Raw genomic sequence first — 18401 nt, forward strand, 5'->3', positions numbered from 1 at the left:
ACGAAAAGCTCCGGACCTGGACTGACTCTCTTGTCATGGATAACCTTTTTCAAGACGACTGTTTGAAAAATTCTGCATCTCAATCAGAAACGGCGCAGGAAAGGAGATAGCCATGGAACACAGAAATATCCGCGTTGAAGAGAGTGAGGGCATCCTGAAGATCACCATCAACCGGCCGGGGGCCATGAACTCCCTGAACAGGGACACGGCCGTCGAGCTCTTATCGGCGCTTTCACGGGCGCGGGATGACGAATCCATCAGGGTCGTGATCCTGACCGGGAGCGGAGAGAAGGCCTTCATAGCCGGGGGCGACATCAATGAAATCAAGGCGAGCTTCGAGAAAGGGCAGATGGCCGCCAGGGACGGGTTCGCCGTCCGGGGTCAGGATCTTATCACGTTCATCGAGAGGCTCGGCAAGCCGGTCATTGCCGCCGTAAACGGCTATGCCCTCGGGGGAGGATCGGAAATCACCCAGGCCTGCCACCTCGCCATTGCCTCGGAGAACGCCCGTTTCAGCCAGCCCGAGATCAACCTGGGATTCAACCCCTGCTGGGGCGGGACGGTGCGACTTCCCCGCCAGGTAGGCCCGAAGAAGGCCCTCGAGATGATACTGACCGGCGAGATGATCGATGCCCGGGAGGCGTACAGGATCGGCCTGGTAAATGCCGTGGTCAAGCAGGAAGAGCTCATCGCGGCGGCGGAGCGGCTCGCAAGGAAGATCACCGAGAAGTCGGGTGTCGCGGTGAGGCTCTGCCTGGATTCGGTCCTTTCCGGGCTGGGTATGTCCCAGACGGAGGCCCTGGCAAACGAAGCCAACCTGCTCGGCCTGGCGGCTGCAACGGAGGACGCCCTGGAGGGCGTTACGGCGTTCCTTGAAAAGCGCAAGCCCGTGTTTACGGGCCGGTAGCCCGGTAAGGCTTAAAAAGAGCATATAGATCCCGGGACGGACGGGGCCCCCTGTCACTCCAACCGCAGGAATGGGTGGCGCACCACCTGCTGATTTTTGTTGCCTGCCCTGCTGCCGACCTGAAAGGAATCCGGGGGAGCTACGGTATCTTTTTCAGGATCCCCGCGAACTCCTCCTTCGTGAACCCTTTGAGGGTGGTGGTTTTGACGTTTCCCCGCGCGCTGATTCCCAGGGCAAATGCAGTCGCTGCCTCGTCGCTGGGGCCCTCGCCGATGGCCATACAGTCATATTCTCCCATCAGAACGTAGTAGCCCAGCACCTTTCCCCCCATCGCCTCCCACGCCTTGAAGCCCTCCTCTATCCGGGCGGTTGCGTTTTTGATGTCTTTCATCCCCTGGTCCGTGTATTTCATTAGGAGTACGTATACCGGCATGACCATTACCTCCTTTCTTCCTGCTGGTGGTTGTGCCACCATTTCCCGTGTTCGTTCAATGCGTGCGAAAACTTCCCGGCATCGGAAGGGCAGATGCGACGACCCCTGCGGGTGAAGTGATGCCCCCTCCCCTGTCAATCGAGAGGGCGGTCCTGTTCGAAGAGTTCAATATGGCCCCTGTTGTTTTAGGATAGGCGTGTCCGTGGGGGCTGTCAATTGTTTTATGGAATTGTGAAAATAATTATAATAAAACGTTTTACTGTCGCCAATTCCGTTTTGCCGGTTAAAACCCCGGGACGGGAATGGGGGGTTTGCGGGGTGTGGGCTGCCTGCCGCCTGTGATTGCAGAGGACCCTTAATCCTTGATAAAGGTGCCTTCCCTCAGCTCCTTCAGGGCCTGCTCGATTTCCTCTTTCGTGTTCATCACGAAGGGGCCGTACCGGGCGACGGGCTCATTTAAGGGTTTGCCCGAGACCAGGAGAAAACGCACGCCCCTCTCCCCGGCCCTGGCGGTGAGGGTATCGCCATCTCCCAGAACGGCGAGTTTCGTGTGGGATATGGTCCTGCCCCCGTTACCGCCCGTAACGCCGAAGGTACCCTCTCCTTCGAACACGTAGGCGAAGGCGTTGTGCCCCCGGGTGATGGCGTGGGTGAAGGTGCCGCCGTTGGAAACCATCACGTCGAGGTAGGTGGGGTCTGCGGCAATTTCCGTTACCGGGCCCCGGATGCCGTCCACCGAACCGGCGATCACGCGGACCCGCGTCCCGTCGCCCCGGTCGAATACCGGAATCCGGCCCGACGGGATCTCCTGGTACCGCGGCTCTGTCATCTTCAGTTTCGCAGGGAGGTTGACCCAGAGCTGGAAACCGTCCATGTTGCCCCCTGATGGCCGGGGCATCTCCTCGTGCATGATACCCCGTCCCGATGTCATCCACTGGATGTCGCCCGCCGTTATGCTCCCTTCATTTCCGATGCTGTCCCTGTGGTGGACGACGCCGGCGAGCACGTAGGTGACCGTTTCGATGCCCCGGTGGGGGTGCATGGGAAATCCGGCAAGATAATCCTCGGGCCGCCGGGATCCGAAGTGGTCAAAGAGCAGGAAGGGGTCCAGGTAATTCAGCGCCCCCGCGGCGATGCTCCGCCTGAGCCTGACGCCGGCCCCCTCCGTGACGTAGCGGGGCTCGATGATTTCCCTTACCGATCTGGGCCGCTTATCCATAGATCCTTGACCTCCTTCGTCCGGCCGGGTCCCGTGGTCAGTTCCGGTAGTTTGGACATTTTCTCTTTCCTCCCCTTTTAGGATGCGTTTTCAGGTGTATGAGAACCGCGGGAGGGAAGAAATATTATCGCCGGAAAAAGGGCCGGAGGAAGGGGTTTTCGTCCCCCCGCCATCGAAAGGGCGGGGTATCCCTTGTTCTTGACTTTGATATTTTTTGTTGATAGCATTTTTGTCTGTGTGAAAAAATTCTAACATCGCACCCAGCAGAGGAGTACTTATCAAAGGAGGTAAGGTAAGATGGTAAAAGGCAGTGTCAAGTGGTTCAATGATTCCAAGGGGTACGGTTTTATCGAGCAGGAGGACGGCCCGGATGTTTTTGTCCATTTCTCCGCACTCCAGATGGAGGGTTTCAAGACCCTGTACGAGGGAGACAAGGTGGAGTTTGAAATTACCGAAGGCCCGAAAGGACCTCAGGCCACCAATGTGGTGAAGATCAGCTGAGGCAAAAAAAAATAATGGACGCGAAAGCCCCGGTAACTTCCGGGGCTTTTTTTTGCCCGCACCTATCGGGGGGGCTCCCCCGTTTTGAGCCCGGCCAGTCCCTCTATGATGGGCGGTATCAGGGACGTGGCCAGCTTTGTGTGTGAGCCGCCGCCGAGGACCACCGCGAGCCTTCCCCCGCATGCTTCCTCTGAGACATCCAGCATCAGGCGGGCGATATCCATGAAGCAGGGGGCGGTAAGGCCGATGTCGCCGTAGTCGCCCCGGTGGGTGTCGAATCCGAAGTACCAGAAAAGAAGGTCAGGCTTGAATTCCCTTACCCGGCGGGGAACGTGCTTTTCGACCAGCTCGAAGTAGACGTCGTTCATGGGCCTTCGGTCCTCTCCCCTTCCCCGGCCCCACCAGGGGCTCGGGTAGGCCACGTCCACTTTCGTTCCGTCGGGCGATTCGTAATCGGTGCCGCAGATACAGACGTGGAGGATGTCGGGGTCGTCTGAGAAAAGGTCCCGCGTGCCGTCCCCGTGGTGGGCATCGGTGTCGACGATGGCGAAACGCTCGAGACCGTGCTTCTCGCGCAGGTTTACGATGCACAGGGCCACATCGTTGAAGCAGCAGTATCCACCGAAATAGCTCTTCCCCGAATGGTGCCCGCCGGCGCCGATGAAGGCGAAGGCATTGGCAATTTCACCCTCGGCGATCTTTTCCCCCGCCATCACCACGCCCATCGCCGAGTGCCATGCGGTAGAGCAGAGGGGGTCCCTCTTCACCCCTTCGATCATGTCGGGGGTGTGGACCTTGAGCAGCAGGTCGAGCGGGATGGGGCCCGGCTCGTACAGCTTTATCCTGTCGCTTCGCAGGATGGTATCCAGGACCATGGGAAAGTCGGCAAGCCGCGCCCCCACGGTCAGGTAGCTGCGCCGCGAATAGGAGGGGTGGTAGAATATGCCCGTCCTGTGCCCGGTCATGACCGGTTCCCGGAAAAGGGGGAGTGAGGGTGAATCTTAGAGCACGAAAGACGCGATATCCGGCTCATTTCTCTATCCTTCTTTCTTCGCTTCCCTGTCATGCAAACCCGGGGAGGTTCAGGTAAAGGGGGAAAACGCGCTTCTTTAATCCCCCTCCCACAGATCGAGCTCGAGATCCGAGTCCGCGATTTTCACCCCGTCGGGAAATCCCAGCAGGCCGAGCAGTTTTTCCCCCAGATCGGGTGAGTTCCAGCAGTCGCGGCAGAAAGAGTATTCCTCGGCAAACAGGCCGACGGAGATTCCAAGGTCTTCGACGATAAGGTGGCTTCTCTCGCTGTCCCTGCAAAGGGCGCACGCGAGCAGGTGCCTATCTCCAAACATGGCAGACTGTTTGGTTCTCGCCTTCCCTTTTTTTTCGCTCATGTCGGGCTCCTTGGCAGGCGTCCTTGTCCCGGGAAGACACTGGTTACCTGTTGTGATGTCGATAAGCGGGGTTTGTCTTCACAATTCTTCCCGCATGCCCGGCCTGCGTTTCCCGGGATGGGTCCCCCGCCCGCCACTTCCGGTAACGGGTTATTCGGTCTCCCTTTGCCCGGTGATCCCGCTGTGCCATTCCTGGAGGGACATCACGCCGGAGTCCCCCTTCTGGTGCGCGGCGATACCCCTGGCTGCGGCCAGGGCCCCGGTTATGGTGGTTATGTACGGCACCCGGTATTTTATGGCAGCCTTCCGGATATAGGAATCGTCGTGTTTGCTCAGGCGGCCGCCCGGGGTATTGATGATCAGATGAATTTCCTCGTTCTTGATCGCATCGACGATGTTGGGCCTGCCCTCGTGGTACTTGAGGATATGCTCGCTCTCTATACCGTTTCTGGCCAGGAACTTCTGTGTTCCTTCCGTTGCCTTTATGGGGAACCCGAGCTTGACAAACTGCCTGCACACTTCCAGGGAGGCATCCTTGTCCCGGTCGTCCACGGTGATGAGAACGGTGCCCCCGTCGGGCAGGCTGCCCCCTGCGGCTTCCTGTGCTTTGTGGAATGCGAGCCCGAATGAGTCGGCTATCGACAGGACCTCCCCGGTCGATTTCATCTCCGGCGAGAGGACGGGATCTTCCTCCGGGAACATGTTGAAGGGAAACACCGCCTCCTTCACCCCGAAGTGGGGTATGTTTTTCCTTGTGAGACCCAGGTCGGCGAGCTTTTTCCCGAGCATGACCTGCATGGCCACCCTCGCCATGGAAACGTCGCACACCTTGGACACGAGAGGAACGGTGCGGGAGGCTCTCGGGTTTGCCTCGAGGATATAGACCGTGTCGTCGTGGATGGCGTACTGGATGTTCATGAGGCCCACGACTTTCAGGGAGAGGGCGATCCTCCGGGTATACTCGACGATCGTTTCCACGTGTTTGAGGGGGATGGAGATGGGGGGGATCACGCAGGCGGAGTCGCCAGAGTGGACGCCGGCCAGCTCGATGTGCTCCATCACGGCGGGTACGTAGGTGTCCGTGCCGTCTGAAATCGCATCGGCCTCTGCCTCGATGGCATCGCTCAAAAACTTGTCGATCAGGATGGGCCGTTCCGGTGAGACCTCCACCGCCTCCTCCTCCATGTAAATGCGCAGCATCTCCTCGTCATCCACGACGTGCATCGCCCGTCCCCCCAGAACGTATGAAGGCCGCACCATCAGGGGGTAGCCGATCCTTTCGGCGACGTCCAGGGCCTCTTCCAGGGTGCTGGCCATGCCAGACTCCGGCTGGGGGATGCCCATTTCCCGCATCATCCTGCGGAAGCGGTCCCTGTCCTCGGCCAGGTCTATGATGTCCGGCGAGGTGCCGATGATCGGTACGCCGGCCTGCATGAGCTCCCCGGCGATGTTCAGGGGGGTCTGTCCCCCGAACTGGACCACCACCCCCTCGGGCCTCTCCTTTTCGTAAATTGCCAGCACGTCCTCCACGGTGAGGGGCTCGAAGTAAAGCTTGTCCGAGGTGTCGTAGTCGGTGGAAACCGTTTCGGGGTTGCAGTTTACCATGATCGACTCGAACCCCTCGTCGCGGATCGCGAAGGCAGCGTGCACGCAGCAGTAGTCGAACTCTATCCCCTGGCCGATGCGGTTGGGGCCGCCGCCGAGGACCATGATCTTCCGCCTCTCACTGGTGGCCACCTCATCGGGTGCGTTGTAGGTGGAGTAGTAGTAGGCCGCGTCCTCGACGCCGCTCACGGGAAGGCGCCGGTAGGCCTTCGCGAGCCCCAGATCCCTCTGGGCCTTGCGTATCGCCGACTCCTGCGTGCCGAGAAGCCGGGCGAGGTAGCGGTCGGCAAAGCCGTCTTTCTTGGCCCGTACCAGGAGGTCGTCGGGGAGCTCTTTCCCTTTCCATGCGAGGATCTCCTCCTCCAGGTCGACCAGCTCCTTCATCTGGGAGAGGAACCAGGGCTTTATGTGGGTCCGCTCGTAGAGGAGATCGATATCGGCGTTCTTCCGGAGCGCTTCGTAGAGGACGAACTGGCGCTCGCTCGATGGCTCGGCGAGGAGCTCCATCAGCTTCTCCAGGGGCTTGTCACGGTAATCCCGGGCGAATCCAAGGCCGTACCTCTCTATTTCCAGGGACCTGATAGATTTCTGGAGGGCCTCCTTGTAGGTCGTGGCGATGCTCATCACCTCTCCCACCGCCTTCATCTGCGTACCCAGCTTGTCCTCCGAGTCCCTGAACTTTTCGAAGGCCCAGCGAGCGAACTTGACCACCACATATTCGCCCCAGGGCTCATAGTTCTCGAGGGTTCCCCCCCTCCAGTAGGGGAGGTCGTCGAGGGTCAGGCCGCCTGCGAGCTTTGCCGAGACCAGGGCTATAGGGAAGCCGGTGGCTTTCGAGGCGAGGGCCGATGACCGGGAGGTCCTGGGATTGATCTCGATGACCACCACCCGCCCGGTCTTCGGGTCGTGGGCAAACTGGATATTGGTACCGCCGATCACCTGGATCGCCTCAACGATGGCGTAGGAATATTCCTGGAGCCGCCTCTGCAGCTCCGGGTCGATGGTCAGCATGGGAGCCGTGCAGAAGGAGTCTCCCGTATGAACGCCCATGGCGTCGACGTTTTCGATGAAGCAGACGGTGATGATCTGGTTCTTCGCGTCCCTGACAACCTCGAGCTCGAGCTCCTCCCACCCCAGGACCGACTCCTCGATGAGCACCTGGCCGATGAGACTCGCAGAGATGCCGCGGGCGACGATGGTCCGCAGCTCCTCCACGTTGTACACGAGGCCACCGCCGGTCCCGCCCAGCGTGTAGGCGGGCCTGATGACGACGGGATAGCCAAGATCGGCGGCAATCTGCTCTGCTTCCTCGACGCTGTAGGCGTGGGCGCTTTTCGGCAACGAAAGGCCCAGTTTGTCCATGGTTTCCTTGAAGGCGATCCTGTCTTCCCCCCGCTTGATAGCGTCCTCGGCCACGCCGATTATCTTCAACCCGTATTTTTCCAGGACCCCCTCCTTTGCAAGCTCGGAAGAGAGGTTCAGCCCCGACTGTCCGCCCAGGTTCGGGAGCAGGCCGTCGGGCCTCTCCTTCTCGATGATCTGGGTCATCCGGGCGAGGTTCAGGGGCTCGATGTAGGTCGCATCGGCCATGCCGGGATCGGTCATGATGGTGGCGGGGTTGGAGTTGACGAGGACGATTTTGTAGCCGAGTGCCCGAAGGGCCTTGCACGCCTGTGTGCCGGAATAGTCGAACTCGCAGGCCTGGCCGATCACGATCGGCCCCGACCCGATGATCATCACCTTGTCGATGTCATCCCGTTTCCCCATGCGTGGGCCTCCTTGCGGGCGGTGGTGTGTAAAGACGGCGGTAGACGGATACTGCTGCCTCTTGAAGGCATCATCATAAGATTACATTCCGCGTGCCAAATTGCAAGACAGATGAGGCGGGGCCAGCAAAAAATCCCGCCCCCCCTTTCGACGGACGGCAGCGAGACCGTGCCCTTGCCGCGGGAAAAGTGCTACCATATGAACATGACCGCCAGATAGAGAAAGCCACAGAGATGCCCTGGGAGGGACGCTTATGAAAAAGCTGCTTCTGGTTCTGGGAGTTGTAGCCGTAATCGCCGCTGCTGCCCTTTTCTTCCTCCTGTCCAACATCGACACCATCGTGAAGGGGGGGATAGAGAAGTACGGTTCGAAAGCGACGGGGACACGCGTGGGGGTCTCCTCGGTGAAGCTGAGATTGAAAGAGGGGGAGGGCTCCATACGGGGCTTCAGCATCGACAATCCCCGGGGGTTTTCCGGCAACCGCGCGTTCGACCTCGAGGGGATCAGCGTGAAAATCGACACCGCCTCGGTGACGAAAGACCCCATCGTGATAGAGAGCGTTGCGGTGTCGGCACCCCGCGTGCTCTACGAGATCAACGAGTCGGGAAAGGGAAACTTCGACGCCATCAAGGAGAACCTGGGGGCTTCGGGGAGCGGGGAAAAGCCGCCGGCGAAAGAGGATTCCGGCAAGGAGAAGAAGATCGTAATCAGGAATCTCGTCATCGAGAAGGGAAATGTCGAGATCCGCGTGGCTGCCCTGGGGGAAAAGCCCATTTCCGCTGCGCTGCCATCCATCCGCCTCACCAACCTGGGGGGAAAGGGCGGGTCCACCCCCGGGGAGATCGCCCGCCAGATACTCGGGCCGCTGACCCAGCGCGTGGTCGACGAGGCCCTGAAGGCGGGGGTCGGGCAGTACCTGGGAAAGTCCGCTGAGGACGTGAAAAAGATGGCCGAGGAGGCGGCGAAGGAGAAGCTCGGCACCATCGGCGAAGATGCGGCAAAGGAAGCGGAAGGGGCTCTGAAAAAGCTCCTGGGGAAATAGCGGGGGCTGGAAGGCGAAAGCCGTGGGTTCTCAGCCCTGAGGGCACCCGTTAATCAGGGTTCCTGCGATTCGATCCGTATCGACTCCACCCAGACGCGCCACAGCTGCTCGTATTCCGGATGGAGCTCGCGGCTCATCGTGAAATCGAGGGATATGATTTTTCCCCTGTGCAGCGTTTCGAGATTGTAGGTGTTGATCGCCGATCCCTGCGTGGTGTTGATATATTCCCGATAGACGAAGGTCCTGTCGTTTATCTCCGTGAGCCCCTGGCTGATCTGGCTGATGTTCGGGTTTTTTCGGGAGGACTGCTGGTCCATGGAGAGCTTGAGGTCTTCAACGGTGTGGACGAGGGCGGACGGCTCGAAAACCTGCACGACGATAGACGCCCGGTTGCCCTTTGCGACAAAGGCGCGGGTCTTTTCCTTCCTCAGGGGATAGCGGGAGGCGATCTCCTCCCCGGTTGCGGTCCTGAAATGTCCCGGCACCTCGAAGGAGATCCTGGACCGGCCCATCGTTACCGATTGCCGGCGGAAGGTGTTCAGCTGATATTTCTGGACTTCCTGGGTGAATTCCCCGGGCCCGTAGGGTGACGTGAAGCGGTACTCGAGCTTGACCGTGTGGCCGGGAATCCTCGACGAGAGCCATCTCTTTGCTTCCCCCACCTGCTGCGAGGATGAAATATCCACCACCTTCGTCTCCTCGACGAAACAGGGGATCTCTTCGTTTCCCACGGTTACGGCCCAGTAGAAGAATACGATCTGCGATTCGTACCGCATCATCCTTCCCGTATTCCGGTCCGGGGCGACGTACTCGGCCCTGATCACGTTTTCCGGAAGGGCGATATCGTCGCCGCCGAGGAGCATCTCGCGGTAGGGCACGCTCAACTCGTCGGTGAGGTACACCGTCAGGGGCCCTCTCGCGAGGGAGAACTTCCCGTCGGGGACGTAGGAAACCTTTTTGGCCCTGTAGTTTGCCGTGCCGACGCGGACGTTTGTCTCCCTCTCCCCACTGCGGGTCATAAACAGCGTCTCCGGCGTGTTTCCCTCGAAAAATGCCCGCTCCTTCTCCAGCCTCCGGGAACCGTCTTCCGTGAAGTCCCACACCTCCGCGAGCCCGTCTTTTCTCGCGGTGATCTTTCTCCTGACGACCGTCGATTTCGTGTTGCCGAGAAACCTCTCCACCTCCTTGACCGTCACCCACGATCCGGGGTAAAAACCTGCCCACGGGTCGTTTCTCGTCCCCTGCGCGGCCAAAGGAGCGCCCGGTAAGACGAGGAGCACGACGAGAAGGGCAAGAAGTGAGAGCCGAATGGCCAGTTTCATGGGTTTGTGCCAGCCCCCTTTTCCGGCTGATCCTCCCTCTTTGTCTGGCGCGCAGAAACCGGATTGCCGAAAGGCAGGGTTCCCCGCGCCCTTCTCTCTATGTTTTCGGAAGGAACGACGGCAGACTGAATCGCGTGGCACCGATACTTTTTATCGGGCCCGCTTTTTCTCTCCCGCGCTATTTTCTATCTTCGCGAAGAAGCTTTTGCTATCGTAGAGGGGTAAGAGGCGAGGGGAAAAAGGATGTCTCTCAAAGCCACACGGGATGAGCGTATCTGCGCGCGGTGCCTTTTCCCGGAGTGCAGGGTCCTGGTGCCCTGCCCGGTCGATTTCCAGGAGGAGGACTGTGCCGGATGCGGTGCCTGCGCCATTGCCTGCCCCTTCGATGCGGTGACGATGATCGCGGCGGCAGACCGGGGGGAAATACGGGTCGAGGTGGACGGGGAGGGCGCTCTCGTTCCGGAGAATACGACGGTGAAAAGGGCCCTGGAGCACCTGGGCGTTCGATTCGGAAAGCTCCCCGACGGGATTCTGGCCCCCTGCGGGACGGGCGGCTGTTTCAGCTGCGCGGTGGAGATCGACGGGGTGGTTAAGCCCTGCTGCGTCACGAAAGTGCACGAAGGGGCCCGCATCAGGACGCGCCTTCCCGGGGACCACGTTCCCAGGAGGATCGTCGGTGGATTCATGGGGCACACCGTCGGGGGGGTCGGTACGCCCTGGAACCTGAAGGCGAGGGGGGTGATCGAGGTGGCTCTCTTTGCCGCGGGCTGCAACTTCAGGTGCCCCCAGTGCCAGAACTGGACGATCGCCTGCCGCGGCAAAGAAAGCTTCGACTACCGCCTGCTCACGCCCCAGGAGGCCGCAGAGCGCATATCGGGGAGCCGGCGCAAGTACGGGGTTGACCGCATGGCGATTTCGGGAGGGGAATGCACGTTGAATCCCCCCTGGCTCCTTGCGTACCTGAGAGCCCTGAAGGAGAAAAATCCCGGAGATGAATCGAGGTTTCACGTCGACACCAACGGGTCCCTCCTTTCCCCGGAATACATCGATGAGCTGGTGGGCGCGGGGATGACCGATGTGGGGATAGACCTGAAGGCCCTGCAGGCGAAAACCTTCATGCGCGTTACCGGCCTCACCGACGAGGCGCTGGCCGGCAGGTACAAGGAGAACGCCTGGCAGGCGGTGAGGTACATCAGCGAGACGTACCGGGACAAAGTCTTCCTGGGTATCGGGATCCCCTACAACGAGAGGCTCATCTCCCTCGAGGAGATAGCGGCCATGGGGAGGGAGATCTTCGAGATAGATCCCGCCGTACAGGTGTGCGCCTTGGATTATCGGCCGGAGTTCAAAAGAACCGGCCTGCCTCTGCCAACCTTCGCGGAGATGAGGGAGGTGCACGGGGTATTGAAGGGGACGGGGCTTTCTACCGTCCTCTGCCAGACGGTCCACGGACACATCGGCCCGTGAGATCGCAATTCACGTGACCCTCTTATCCGCCCGGCCCGGGGAAAGGTCCCCCATTCGATTCCTTTCGCCACGGGGTCATGGCGAGGCCCTCAGCGGCCGTGGTGACCGTGGTGTCTTTCGCAGTGGGGGCACCCCGCTTTCCAGGGGCTCATGTCCTCGAGCTGCTTGACCTGCCCGGGCGTCAGCACCGTTTTGATCTCGGAAAACATCTTCGCTTTCAGAACGGCCATTTCCTCCCTGATCGAGGATACCTCCCGGAAAGCTTTTCGAATGCCCTCCTCGTCAACCGTATCGGCGTGCACGGCGCCGGAGAGCTTTTCCCCTGCCTCCCAGAGGCGGGCCTTCATGCCTTTCTTCTCCCCGTGGTATTTGTCGATGATCTTTATCAGGCCGGCCTGCTGGGATTCGGTCAGCTTGAGATCGAGGAAGCCTTTCAGCCCGAGAGGGCCGGCTCCCATCTCGTGCCCCCCGTGCCTTAAGTGGTGGGGATTTGCAATTCCCCGGGACGGGGCAGCGAGCGTGAGGGTAAGGGCCACTGCCAGGGTGAACATCCAGTTCCTTGTCATCGTTTCCTCCCTGTGCCGTTTTCTTGTTGGATGATCGAAATCCCCATCTGTATCCGGATATTTTTCCCCGCTCCCCGCCTTTTCCGTGCGGTGTCACCGGACGGGGGCGTACTTACCGGGGAACTCTTTCCTGGAGAGCACGATCTGCCACAGGCGGTTGTAGCGGGAGCGAAAAGCCCCCGCGCTGACCAGGAGGTAATACTTCCACATCCTGTAGAAGATCTCGCTGAAGTGGGCCCGCAGCTCGTCCCAGGACCTGTGGAAATTGCCGAACCAGGACATGAGGGTCCTGTCGTAATCGGCGCTCAGGCACTGCCAGTCTTCCATCACGAAGAGGCCCTCGATAGCCGCCCCGATCTGCTTGATCGAGGGCACCATGGAGTTCGGGAAGATGTACTTCCCCATCCAGGGGTCGATGGTCAGGGACGACTCGTTTCCCCCGATCGTTTGCAGCAAAAAGAGGCCGTCTCTTTTCAGCAGGCGGTGCGCGGTCTTCATGAATGACGCATAGTTTTTGTGCCCCACGTGCTCGAACATGCCGATCGATACGACGCGGTCCGCGCATTCCCTCTCCTCTATCTCACGGTAATCCTGCAGCCGTATCTCGACGGGCAGCCCCGAGCACATCTCCCTGCCCCGGTCCACCTGTCTCTGCGAGACGGTGACGCCGACTGCCCGGACGCCGTATTTTTCGGCGGCGTACTTGCAAAAGCTCCCCCAGCCGCACCCGATGTCGTACACCGTCATGCCCGGTTTCAGGGAGAGCTTTTTGCACACCAGGTCCAGCTTTGCAGCCTGCGCCTCATCGAGGGTACGGGCGTCCTTCCAGTAAGCGCATGAGTAGACCATCCTTTTGTCCAGCATCTTTTCAAAGAGCAGGTCATCTCTGTCGTAGTGCCTCTCCCCGACGGCGAAGGCCCGCGATTTCCGCCCGTAATTGAATACCGCCGCCTTGAGGGCGCGGGACAGGCCCTTTAGTTTTGCGACTTTTTTCTGCAGCGAGGCGCGCAGGAGAAGGTTGGCAAACTCATCCAGGGCGTGCGCGTCCCACCATCCTTCCATGTAGGATTCCCCCAGGCCGAGAGAACCCTTGGTAAGGACCCTCCGGTAAAACCCGGGGTGGTTGACCCGTATGTCTGACGGACGATCCCCGTTTACCTCTATCCCGGCCTCCCTGAAAAGGGATGCGACGATTTTTTTCTCCCTCCCCCCATCCTGGGCGGCGCGGGCCTTGTTTCCCGGTGCCTGCCCGGATTCACCCGGTAGTGATGGGAAGAATCGGAACCCGTCCTTTGCCATGAACCTTTTCTCCGAAAGGGTTTGCAGTGAAAAGCCGCCGGTACGCGCGACAGAGACGCCGGGCCCGGTCCCTTACGAGAAGGTGGGGTGCCGGTGGCGGATAAGCCTTACCATCATTTTACTGTTTTATTCCGCTGTTGATAAATGGTTTTTCGGTTTGGTGCCTTTTTTTGCACGATACCGGGTATTCAACGGTCATCCGCCCTCACCCTTTCTGTGCTATATTGCTTATTTATAGTTATACAGCGCCAGGAGAGAGCAGTGAACCGAAGCGGCCAGATTGCATCCCTCGACCGGTTTCTCCTTCGCCCGGAGCACGGGTCGGGATCCTGGAGCTACAACATCTGGGACAGGAAGGGCGATCCGCTGCTGTTTGCCGATTGTCCCGCACACCCGTTCTTCGGCTACGTCAGGGCCGTGGCGTGCATCGCACTGGGGATCGGGGCCTTTCTGGGCGCCTCGATGCTCATCCCGGAGAGCCTTCCCGGGCCCTCCGGGGCATTGCTGAAGTTCGCCGCATTCCTGGTTCCCCTGCTTGCAGCTGCCCTGGCGCTGAGCCAGCGCTACGGGACCACCATCTTTCTCGACGGGTCGATGCGGGAGGTCTACTTGAAGATTCATCAGGAAAACCGCGTTCCCCTCCCCTACACCTGGTACACCGTGATTGACCAAACCGGGCACACCATCGGGAGGATCCGGAGGTCCTTGTATCATATGCTGATTCTGCGCCGCTGGCACGCCTACCGGCCTGACGGGTCGCTGCTGTGCGTTGCGAATGAGGACTCGGTGGTGCGGTCCGTCCTCGGCCGGATCGTCGGCTCCCGCTTCGCCCCGATGCGGTCGAACTACACCCTCACCGAGGCAAAGGTGGGGGCCGTCGTGGGATGGTTCGAGCGGAGGCGTCTCACCTTCGGGTGCTTCGTGCTGGACATGAGCCCCGACTACAAGAGGACGATCGACCGGCGGATGGCCCTCGCCCTCGGCGTGATGCTCGATGCCGGGGAGCGCCCTTAGGCCGGCAGCCGCCCTCTGCATGATTTTGTCACCCTGCATGAAAGCAGGTTTTTGGAGGCCCTATCAGAGGGATGGCAGTCCCGGGTTCAGAGAAACCAGTTTAGAGTTTCGAGTTTATAGTTTCGAGTTTATAGTTTGGAGTTTCGCGTTGGGTTTTCATTCCGCATTCCGCATTCCGAATTTCGCATTACCATTCTTACAGTGTGTCTGTTCTACCCACGCGGGCGGTTTACGGGACCTCGTGGAAGGGGTTCATCTGCCCGGGGGGGAGTGTATAATAGGGGCATCACGGGACGAGGAGGGGCCATGGGTATCGTGAAGATCATGCCGTGCCTGGACATGAAGGAGGGAAGGGTGGTGAAGGGAGTCCACTTCGTTGACCTCAAGGACGCGGGGGACCCGATAGAAAACGCCGCCTTTTACCAGGAGGAGGGGGCCGACGAGCTCGCCATGCTCGACATAGCGGCCACCCTGGAGAACCGGGGAACACGCCTGGAGTGGGTGAGAAACGTCTCCTCCGTCATCGATATCCCCCTCACGGTGGGAGGGGGGATCGCGTGCCTGGAGGACTTCGAGCTCGTCTTCGAGGCGGGAGCCGATATGGCGTCGGTGAACAGCGCGGCCGTTGCCAACCCCGACCTGGTGCGCCAGGCCTCCGCGGCCTTCGGGAAGGAGAAGGTCACCGTCGCCATAGACGCCAGGAGGAACGCCTCCATGCCGTCGGGCTTCGAGCTGGTCGTCTCCGGGGGCACGAAGCCCGTGGGGAAGGATGCCGTCGAGTGGGCGCGGCGGTGCGAGGATCTCGGCGCCGGGGTGATTTTGCCCACGAGCATGGACGGGGACGGGACGAAGGCCGGGTACGACCTGGAGTACACGAAGGCCATCTCCGATGCCGTCTCCCTCCCGGTGGTTGCCTCCGGCGGCGCGGGAACCCTCGAGCACTTCTACGAGGCGGTGACGCTGGGCGGGGCAGACACCCTGCTCGCCGCATCCGTCTTCCACTACCGGATCCTGAAGATTCGGGAGGTGAAGGAGTACCTGCGCGGCAGGGGCCTGGAGGTTATTTTGTGAGCCCGCCGGTCCCTTTTGCTGCCTTCGGGTGACCGGCATCTGTCTGGATTACTTTTAAGTCCCGGTGGAAATCTGCCACGGCGGAAACCGCCGTTTTCCTCACCGCCGCCGGAACATCGTAGAAGGTTACGACGATCTCCTTTCCCTTCCTGAGCGAGACGTCGAAGAAGTTGTGGTCCAGGTCGGCGAAGAGCGCGATCCGGTTTCCCGCGGAAACCTCCACGTATTTTTCCGCCACCATCTTCCTCCCCCTCTTCCTGAAGTCCTCGGAGAGCGAGGGGGTTTCTGAGAGAGAGCTGATGATGTCCGCGCACCGGTCCATCCCGATGTTCAGGGGGTTCAGGGTGAGGTCGAAATTCCCCGGATCGGGCCAGCTCTCCCCGAAGTGGTGGCTGTGGAATCCTTCCCTCCTCTTTTCTATCTCGTCGATTATCTCCTCTGCTTCCAGGAAGGAAACCTCGTTAGTTTCCGCGATGTGCTGTATCCGCTTTTTTCTGTTCCCCACGATCAGGACATGGACCACTCCCGGGATGCCCCGGAGGATAAAGGACCCGCCGCGGCCGTAGATGATGACGTTGCCCCTGTTGGCGATGCTGAGGATCGCCTCGGAGAGAAGCCCCCTCCAGAGCTCCATGTTGTACATCACCGTGTCGAGAAAGGTGGGGCTCGTTTCCGATGAGTATTTTTCCGCCAGGAAGCCGCCGACGATGCTGCGCAAGTGCCGCTCTATGTCCCTTTTATACGCTACTTCGAGGCCCTTTTTTTCCGCGAGCATCGTGACAACCACGCTTGCCCTGGCCCCGTGCTGCCTGGAGATCGTTATAACCGGCATATCGTCCCCCCTGCTCTGGATTTGATAAAGAGCGATCAGCGTCCCTATTCTTATTATATCGGTTTGCGTGCCGCGGAGGAATCGGCGAAGGGACAGGATCGACCCCTCCGGCAGCGCCCATCCCTGCCGGGGCCGTTCGCCCTACCAGCCCTTCGTCCACATCTCCTGGTCTTCGTAGACCATCTCCTCCTCACGGTGGAACTCTTCCGCGTCCCGCTCGGCCATCCTCCCGGGCTCCGGGTCTTCCAGGAGTTCCCTGAAGTACTCGTGCTGGATGAGGAGGTTCATCACCTCGTTCGTGCCGGTCCATATCTGGCAGAGCCGGGCGTCGCGGACCATCTTCTCGATGGGGAGGACGTTGGTGTAGCCGATCCCTCCCACGATCTGCATGGCCAGGTTCGTCACCTCCCACGCCGTGTCGGTGGCGAGCTTTTTCGCCTCGCTCACCAGCCTCCTGGCGGAGGGGTACCGGCCGTCCACCGCCTTCCCGGCACCGATCACGAGGGCCCTGGCCGCGTCGAGGCGGGATATGGCGTCGGCCACCTTGAAGCTGACCCCCTGGAAGCGCCTGATCTTCTGGCCGAAGGCCACCCGCCGGTCGCTGTACCGTGCGGCCACTTCGAGGGCCGCGCGCGCCACCCCGAGGGCCCCCCCTGCCGATGTGAGCCTCTCCGGGACCATCATGGTGTTGAAGATGGCGGCACCCTCGTTGATTCCCCCCACGAGGTTCGACTCCGGAACCTCCACGTCCCTGAACAGCAGGCGTCCCGTCCCTCCGCCGCGTGCGCCCATCAGGCCATAGAGGTATTTGACCTCCACCCCGGGCCGGTCCCTTTCGATGATCAGGAGGCTGATCCGTTCGTGGGGCTTCCCCCCGGGGTTCGTGTTCACGTAGACGATGAAGAAGTCGGCTCCTTCGGCGCCCACGATGAAGCGCTTCTGGCCGCGGACGGAGAAGTACCCGTTTCGAAGTTCCGCCTTCGTGGTGGCGCCGAAAAAGTCTGACCCGCCGCGGGGCTCGGTGAGGCACTCGGCGGAGACGAGCTCCCCGGCAAGGAGCGGCTTCAGGAACTTCTCCTTCTGCTCTTCCGTGCCGAAAGCGCACAGGGCCTCGCCCACGACCGACGGCATGGCGAAGCCGCAGGTGAGGGAAGTGCCGAGGACGCCCACCTCTTCCAGGGCCCCGATCTCCGCGGCCCAGCTCATGCCCCGGCCCCCGTACTCTCGGGGGAACCTGAGCCCCAGGAGGTTCTGCTTGCCCAGGGAGCGGACGAATTCCCTCGGGTAGGTGACCTCGTCACGGTCCATTGCCCGCACGAGGTCGGGGGGGACGCCGTTCACGAAATTTCGCACCTCCTGCTTCAAAGCCTTTTCCTCTTCCGTCAAAAAGACTTCCGGTAACATGATCTCTCTCCTCTATTTGCGGGGTTTACGTCAGACCGGCTCCGGCAATTGTGCAGTTGCCCTCTAATTACATTTAACAGGAAGCGGAGGCAAAAGACAATTTCCCAACTCCGCATTACCATGAACGGCAAACCGTGAAGGATGGAATCGGTAGTCCCGGGTCTCGTGTTCCGTGTCCCGAGAAGCCAGTTTCGCGTTTCGGGTTCAACCGGAAACCGGAAACGGTAAACTGCGAACCGTTTTTATTCCGCATTCCGAAATCCGCATTACCATGAACGGTAAACCGTGAAGGATGGAATCGGCAGTCCCGGGTCTCGTGTTCCGTGTCCCGAGAAGCCAGTTTCGAGTTTAGAGTGTCGAGTTTCGCATTTCGAGGCAAAGGGCAAGGGGTCGAGCCCTGCCCCTGCTATCCGAAGACAAAGACAGGCGGCGGCGCTTTCGCTATACTGTAACTGTCAAAACATTCCGGGCAGGAAACAGATGAGAAACAGTGCAAAGAGGGTGGTTTCTGCTCTCCTTGTGGCTCTCCTGGCTCTATCGGCCTGCGCCGCGAAAAAGCCCGCT

Annotated in this window: 16 protein-coding genes; 6 read left to right on the forward strand and 10 right to left on the reverse strand. The window is 60.4% G+C overall.

Annotated features, from left to right (window positions below; genetic code table 11):
- Positions 1-112 precede the first annotated feature (112 nt).
- Positions 113-907 (forward strand): hypothetical protein, encoded by a 795-nt coding sequence (locus tag GTN70_06400; GenBank protein NIO16616.1) that lies wholly within the window; start codon positions 113-115, stop codon positions 905-907.
- Between the two features lie 139 nt (positions 908-1046).
- Here the strand turns inward: GTN70_06400 and GTN70_06405 are convergent, their stop codons facing one another.
- On the reverse strand, positions 1047-1340 hold the full coding sequence (locus GTN70_06405; GenBank protein ID NIO16617.1) for a GYD domain-containing protein: 294 nt from the start codon (positions 1338-1340) through the stop codon (positions 1047-1049).
- Between the two features lie 355 nt (positions 1341-1695).
- The gene (locus GTN70_06410) at positions 1696-2559 is read right to left on the reverse strand and encodes a pirin family protein (GenBank protein ID NIO16618.1); all 864 of its coding nucleotides are present in this window, start codon (positions 2557-2559) and stop codon (positions 1696-1698) included.
- 297 nt (positions 2560-2856) lie between these two features.
- Here GTN70_06410 and GTN70_06415 point away from each other — a divergent pair, with 297 nt between their 5' ends.
- Positions 2857-3060 carry a cold shock domain-containing protein gene (locus GTN70_06415; GenBank protein ID NIO16619.1) on the forward strand — a complete coding sequence of 68 codons (204 nt, stop codon included), beginning with the start codon at positions 2857-2859 and terminating at the stop codon, positions 3058-3060.
- A gap of 62 nt (positions 3061-3122) precedes the next feature.
- Here GTN70_06415 and GTN70_06420 read toward each other — a convergent pair whose 3' ends face one another.
- The 3 genes from GTN70_06420 to carB all read right to left on the reverse strand — a co-directional run bounded on the left by GTN70_06420 (position 3123) and on the right by carB (position 7820).
- The gene (locus GTN70_06420) at positions 3123-4025 is read right to left on the reverse strand and encodes a histone deacetylase (protein ID NIO16620.1); all 903 of its coding nucleotides are present in this window, start codon (positions 4023-4025) and stop codon (positions 3123-3125) included.
- A gap of 144 nt (positions 4026-4169) precedes the next feature.
- Positions 4170-4448, reverse strand: coding sequence for a hypothetical protein (locus tag GTN70_06425; protein NIO16621.1), 279 nt, complete (start codon positions 4446-4448; stop codon positions 4170-4172).
- A gap of 150 nt (positions 4449-4598) precedes the next feature.
- Complete coding sequence (gene carB / locus GTN70_06430; protein NIO16622.1) at positions 4599-7820, reverse strand: carbamoyl-phosphate synthase large subunit; 3222 nt, start codon at positions 7818-7820, stop codon at positions 4599-4601.
- 253 nt (positions 7821-8073) lie between these two features.
- On the opposite strand from carB, the gene GTN70_06435 reads away from it, so the two are divergent.
- The gene (locus tag GTN70_06435) at positions 8074-8862 is read left to right on the forward strand and encodes a hypothetical protein (protein NIO16623.1); all 789 of its coding nucleotides are present in this window, start codon (positions 8074-8076) and stop codon (positions 8860-8862) included.
- 53 nt (positions 8863-8915) lie between these two features.
- Here GTN70_06435 and GTN70_06440 read toward each other — a convergent pair whose 3' ends face one another.
- The gene (locus tag GTN70_06440) at positions 8916-10184 is read right to left on the reverse strand and encodes a hypothetical protein (protein NIO16624.1); all 1269 of its coding nucleotides are present in this window, start codon (positions 10182-10184) and stop codon (positions 8916-8918) included.
- A gap of 243 nt (positions 10185-10427) precedes the next feature.
- Between GTN70_06440 and GTN70_06445 the strand changes: the two genes are divergently transcribed.
- Positions 10428-11651 (forward strand): radical SAM protein, encoded by a 1224-nt coding sequence (locus GTN70_06445; GenBank protein ID NIO16625.1) that lies wholly within the window; start codon positions 10428-10430, stop codon positions 11649-11651.
- An 89-nt stretch (positions 11652-11740) separates the two neighbouring features.
- On the opposite strand, the gene GTN70_06450 is transcribed toward GTN70_06445, so the two are convergent.
- Positions 11741-12217, reverse strand: coding sequence for a periplasmic heavy metal sensor (locus GTN70_06450; GenBank protein NIO16626.1), 477 nt, complete (start codon positions 12215-12217; stop codon positions 11741-11743).
- Between the two features lie 93 nt (positions 12218-12310).
- Positions 12311-13516 carry a cyclopropane fatty acyl phospholipid synthase gene (locus GTN70_06455; GenBank protein NIO16627.1) on the reverse strand — a complete coding sequence of 402 codons (1206 nt, stop codon included), beginning with the start codon at positions 13514-13516 and terminating at the stop codon, positions 12311-12313.
- A gap of 261 nt (positions 13517-13777) precedes the next feature.
- Here GTN70_06455 and GTN70_06460 point away from each other — a divergent pair, with 261 nt between their 5' ends.
- Complete coding sequence (locus tag GTN70_06460; protein NIO16628.1) at positions 13778-14530, forward strand: hypothetical protein; 753 nt, start codon at positions 13778-13780, stop codon at positions 14528-14530.
- Positions 14531-14836: 306 nt separating this feature from the next.
- Complete coding sequence (gene hisF / locus GTN70_06465; protein ID NIO16629.1) at positions 14837-15601, forward strand: imidazole glycerol phosphate synthase subunit HisF; 765 nt, start codon at positions 14837-14839, stop codon at positions 15599-15601.
- Here hisF and GTN70_06470 read toward each other — a convergent pair.
- Entirely contained in the window at positions 15591-16433 is an 843-nt protein-coding gene (locus tag GTN70_06470) for a hypothetical protein (protein NIO16630.1), read from the reverse strand. The two genes, hisF and GTN70_06470, sit on opposite strands and share 11 nt — an antisense overlap.
- Before the next feature lie 141 nt (positions 16434-16574).
- Entirely contained in the window at positions 16575-17837 is a 1263-nt protein-coding gene (locus GTN70_06475; GenBank protein NIO16631.1) for an acyl-CoA dehydrogenase, read from the reverse strand.
- Positions 17838-18401 lie beyond the last annotated feature (564 nt).

The sequence above is a fragment of the Deltaproteobacteria bacterium genome (genome assembly GCA_011773515.1).
Lineage (GTDB): Bacteria > Desulfobacterota > Deferrimicrobia > J040 > J040 > WVXK01.